The organism is Burkholderia sp. Se-20378 (genome assembly GCF_017104665.1).
Classification (GTDB): Bacteria; Pseudomonadota; Gammaproteobacteria; order Burkholderiales; family Burkholderiaceae; genus Burkholderia; species Burkholderia lata.
On the sequence record NZ_JAAGPG010000624.1, the window covers coordinates 1 to 4,401 of the forward strand.

The 4,401-nt window shown below is 68.5% G+C and carries 6 protein-coding genes; 2 read left to right on the forward strand and 4 right to left on the reverse strand.

The genetic code is table 11. The features are described from left to right. Positions 1-506 (forward strand): HAD-IC family P-type ATPase (locus G3N93_RS35035; RefSeq protein WP_206135016.1); only part of this gene is annotated, 506 nt, incomplete at its 5' end. A gap of 207 nt (positions 507-713) precedes the next feature. On the opposite strand, the gene G3N93_RS35040 is transcribed toward G3N93_RS35035, so the two are convergent. The 4 genes from G3N93_RS35040 to G3N93_RS35055 form a co-directional block, all read right to left on the reverse strand. Next, positions 714-1,193: a GNAT family N-acetyltransferase gene (locus G3N93_RS35040; RefSeq protein ID WP_206135017.1), complete on the reverse strand. Its 480-nt coding sequence runs from the start codon at positions 1,191-1,193 to the stop codon at positions 714-716. 165 nt (positions 1,194-1,358) lie between these two features. After that, positions 1,359-1,514, reverse strand: coding sequence for a hypothetical protein (locus tag G3N93_RS35045; protein ID WP_006481665.1), 156 nt, complete (start codon positions 1,512-1,514; stop codon positions 1,359-1,361). Positions 1,515-1,689: 175 nt separating this feature from the next. Further along, the gene (locus G3N93_RS35050) at positions 1,690-3,075 is read right to left on the reverse strand and encodes a flagellar hook-length control protein FliK (protein WP_206135020.1); all 1,386 of its coding nucleotides are present in this window, start codon (positions 3,073-3,075) and stop codon (positions 1,690-1,692) included. A gap of 90 nt (positions 3,076-3,165) precedes the next feature. Continuing rightward, complete coding sequence (locus G3N93_RS35055) at positions 3,166-3,864, reverse strand: MgtC/SapB family protein (RefSeq protein WP_206135018.1); 699 nt, start codon at positions 3,862-3,864, stop codon at positions 3,166-3,168. Between the two features lie 114 nt (positions 3,865-3,978). On the opposite strand from G3N93_RS35055, the gene G3N93_RS35060 reads away from it, so the two are divergent. Then, on the forward strand, positions 3,979-4,401 hold a 423-nt coding region (locus tag G3N93_RS35060; protein WP_206135019.1), incomplete at its 3' end, for an AGE family epimerase/isomerase.

Below are 4,401 nucleotides of genomic sequence, written 5' to 3' on the forward strand. Positions count from 1 at the left end.
CGTCGGCGCGCGGCGTCGCGAGCGTGCTCGTGACGGGTGACAACCGCGGCAGCGCGGCCGCCGTCGCGGCTTCGCTCGGCATCGACGAGGTGCATGCGCAGGTGCTGCCCGACGACAAGGCGCGCGTCGTCGCCGAGCTGAAGCGCACGCACGGCGGGATCGTCGCAATGGTCGGCGACGGGATCAACGATGCGCCGGCGCTCGCCGCGGCCGATGTCGGCATCGCGATGGCGACCGGCACGGACGTCGCGATGCACACGGCCGGCATCACGCTGATGCGCGGCGACCCGGCGCTCGTCGCCGACGCGATCGACATCTCCCGACGCACGTACCGGAAGATCCAGCAGAACCTGTTCTGGGCGTTCGTCTACAACCTGGTCGGCGTGCCGCTCGCGGCGCTCGGCTGGCTGAACCCGGTAATCGCGGGTGCGGCGATGGCGTTTTCCAGCGTCAGCGTCGTGACCAACGCGCTGCTGTTGCGGAGATGGAAGGGGCGCGCGCGGTGACGTGCGCCGGTGACGTGCGCCGGTGACGTGCGCCGGTGACGTGCGCCGGTGACGTGCGCCGGTGACGTGCGCCGGTGACGTGCGCCGAACGGCCTGATGGCCGTTCGGCGCTTTCGGCAGGCGGGGAAGCGGGGAAGTCAGCCGGAGTCGGCCAATCGCGGCGAGTCGAATCGCCAGCGCATGACGACGCGGCGCCGGCCGGTGGATTCAGTCCGAAATGACTGGCTTGATCAAGGTCGTCGTGATCGGCGCGAAGCCGCACGCACGATACAGCGCGCGGGCCGCCGCGTTGTGATTGAACACCGACAGCCCGATCTCGGTTACGCCGTACTGGCGTGCCTCGGCATCAAGTGCCTCGAGCGTACGCGTGGCCCAACCCTGGCGGCGCCGGGACGGGGCGATGTCGAGGTCGTAGATGAACAGCGTGCGGTTCGGCCCTTCGGGCACGATCGCGTACCAGAGGTCACCCACCGCGTCGCCGCTGGCGCCGTCGATGAGCACGACGAGGGTCTGGCCGGAGGTACGCAGGCCGTCCGGCAGCAGCGTGTCGAAACAGGCGCGCGCCCGGCTGGCCGCGTCTTCGATAGCATTTTGTCCGGATGAAACGAGATCGCTCGCGTAGCCGTCGATGGCTCGCGTGCGGTACGCATGGAATTCGCTGGCCGTCATCGGCCGCATCTGCAGCATGGCCCGGTCACCGTGAACGGAATCGGACTTCCAGTGTAGCGGGACGGTCGCGCCGACGCGCGATGTGGCGGCGGAAAGCGGGCAGGCAGGTACGGCAAGCGCCGCGCTGACAGCGAATCAGCGAATCAGCGAATCAGCGAATCAGCGAATCAGCGAATCAGCGAATCAGCGACGGTACAGGACGATCGGCACGAGGTGCGCACGGCGCACGCGCTCGGCTTCGGCACGACGCGCAGCGTACGAGTATTCGGCGTCGAGCGGCAGGTGCGGAGACACGAAAAGGTCGTCGATCTTTTGCAGCAGGGCGAGGATGAAGCTCATGTGAGACTCCTGACAGATGTGGCTAGGGTTTTCCCTTAGATGGACTCCATTCTAAGGGTTTTCCCTGAACTCTGCCAGCGCACCGCATCGATTTGACGCATGCGCACGACGGCCGATCACCGGTACAAACCGGCGATCCTTGCTCCGTCGGGCTCCCAGGATAGGGTCGAAACGATTAACGCGTGCGGCGGGCACGCTTCGCGACAGCCGCCTCGCGATTCGCGTTGCGCTGCAGCCGGTCGACTTGCGACAGAAGCGCTTCGTGATGCTCCTCGAGCGTCATCAGCGTTGCCTGCTGCGTCGACAGATCGGCCGCGAGGCGATCGATCCGCTGCTGCTTCGTGGCCACGTCCTGCTTCAGGTGCGCGATCTGCCGCGTCTGCATCACCAGCGCGACGAGCCCGGCCAGCACGACGATGGCCAACGCCAGCAGCAAGCGGTTGACGCGGCGCATCTCGCGATCGGCCGTGTGCGTCAGGCCATCCACGTCGGCCTGCAGTGCGGCGAGCCGGTCGGTCAGCGGGCGCAGATGCGTATCCGGATCGAAGGCCGGCGCGGCCGGTTGCGTGCGCTCCGCCGACGGCTTCGTGACAAACGACGCAGCGGACGCCATCGGCTGCGTGACGGGGGATACGGCGGCGGCCTGCGGCGCGGCGTCATGGGTGTTCGCCGTGTTCGCCGTGTTCGCGGTAATCACCGGCTTGGCCGCCTGCGGCTCGACCGTCGTCACCAGGTCCGGCGTCGTGCTCACCCCGGCCGCCTCCAGCGCCGCGTCAACGCTCGTCACGACCGGCGCGGATTGCTCCGTTGTCGCGTCGCCTGCACTGGCAGTCGCCCGGCGCTTGCCGCCCGACGACGCACGGCGTTCCTTCACGGCGTCACCGGAGGATCGCCCTTCACGGGATTTGACGGCGGCGGCAGCAGCAACAACAACACCTGCCTTCTCGACTTCACCGCCAACCGCCCGAGATTCGGTCGCCTTCGCCGCAGCACCATCGGTTGCTTGCAGCTTGGTCGCCACCGTTCCGTCGCCCTCTTCCGCAGGCACGTCGGCGGCCTTCGTTGCAACGTCACCGGCCAGGGGAATATCGACCGCCTGCATCGCAGCCACGCCAGAAGCCGGCGCGACGTCGACGTTTGCAACACCCCCGCCTTCAGGCGCCGAAACACCGTGTGCCAACGTCGCAACTTCCGGCGTCACAGCGCCTTCCGCTGCTTCCACATGTCCTGCCGTGGCCACACCTTCCGGCGCACTGAACCCGTCCAGCGCGGCCTGCCGCCCGGAAGCCACGTCGTCCGCGACATCGACTGCCGCATCGCCTGGCGCGCCCGCTTCGTCGCGCGCCGCAGCCGGCACGCGCTCACCCGGCTCGAGCACCGGATCGCCGAACAGGTCGAGCGTCCGCTCATCCCGCGACGCGTCGCCGGCCGGCGCACTGCCGGACCGCACCGCCGCCCTTGCGGACGTATTGCCCGCGGCAGCAGCCGAGCGCTGGCGCGAACGGGTCGATGAACGATTGGAACGGGAACGGGAGCGAGGCGAGGAAACGGATTCGGTCATGGAAATCGGATGGCGGGGCCCGCTGGCGCGGAACCGGATGTCGAACGGAATCTGGTCGGCCATTGTCGCATGCCCCGCCGCCGATTCAGCCTATTCGTCGCCCGACAGCCCGTTGCCCTCTTCGAAACGCGTGACGCCCTTCAGCGCACGCAGCTTGTCGCAGATCGCCTGGTATTCGAGTTCCGACACCCGCGCGAGCGCGATGCGCACCTCGTCGTGCTCGCCCGTGTCGTCGGCGCGCTGCACGATGAACTGCTTCACACGCGCACTGTCCGGGCCGAGCGCCGCGTGCAGCGAATCGAAGTTCAGCGCACCGCTCACGACCGTCAGCGCGAGCTGGCGCCGCTGGCGCACCGTGAAGTAGCGCCGCTCCAGCGGCTTGATGCCGGCCAGGATGATCAGGATGATGATCGTCGCCGAAATCGACGCGACGTAGAGCCCGCCGCCCACCGCGAGGCCGATCGCGGCGACCGACCACAGGCTCGCCGCGGTCGTCAGCCCGCGCACGATCTCGCCGCGCAGCAGGATCGAGCCCGCGCCGAGGAAGCCGATGCCCGACACGACCTGCGCGGCGATCCGCGACGGATCGAGCACGATGTGCTCATTGCTGCCGAGCACATCGGCGAACCCGAACGCCGACACGATCATGATCAGCGTCGAACCGACACAGACGAGCATGTGCGTGCGCAGGCCGGCCGCCCACGACAGGCGCTCGCGCTCGAAGCCGATGACACTGCCCAGCGCCGCCGCGAGGACGAGCCGCATCACGAGTTCCAGGTTGCTCAGCATGCGATTTATCTCCTTTTTTGGTGCCGGCCGTGCGGAATGTTTTATCCTTGGCCCCGGCCGCGCCGATCCTCCGGGCCGCGCCGACACGTTTCGAAACCAGCGCTCAACCCCGTCATGTCCGTTTCCGACTCCGCTTCCGCCCAGGCCGCCCAGCTGCGCCACCACTTCGCGCACGTCGTCTTGCCGATCTGGCGGGGTTCAGGGTTCGACCAGACATTACAGCTGCCGTTCGAAGCCGTCGATCCGGCCACCCACGCGCCGCTGCCCGTGACCCGTTATCGCGCAATGGCCTGCGCACGGCAACTGTTCGTGTTCGCGCAGGCCGGCGACACCGCGCACGCGGCCACGCTGTTCGACGCGCTGGGCCGGCGCTTTCGCGACCCGCACCACGGCGGCTGGAACTACAGCGTGGACGCACAGGGCGCACCGCTCGACACGACCAAGGATCTCTACACGCATGCGTTCATCGTGTTCGCGTGCGCCGCGTGGTATGCGGCGTCGGGCGACGCCGCCGCGCGCCAGGCGGCCGCGGAGACC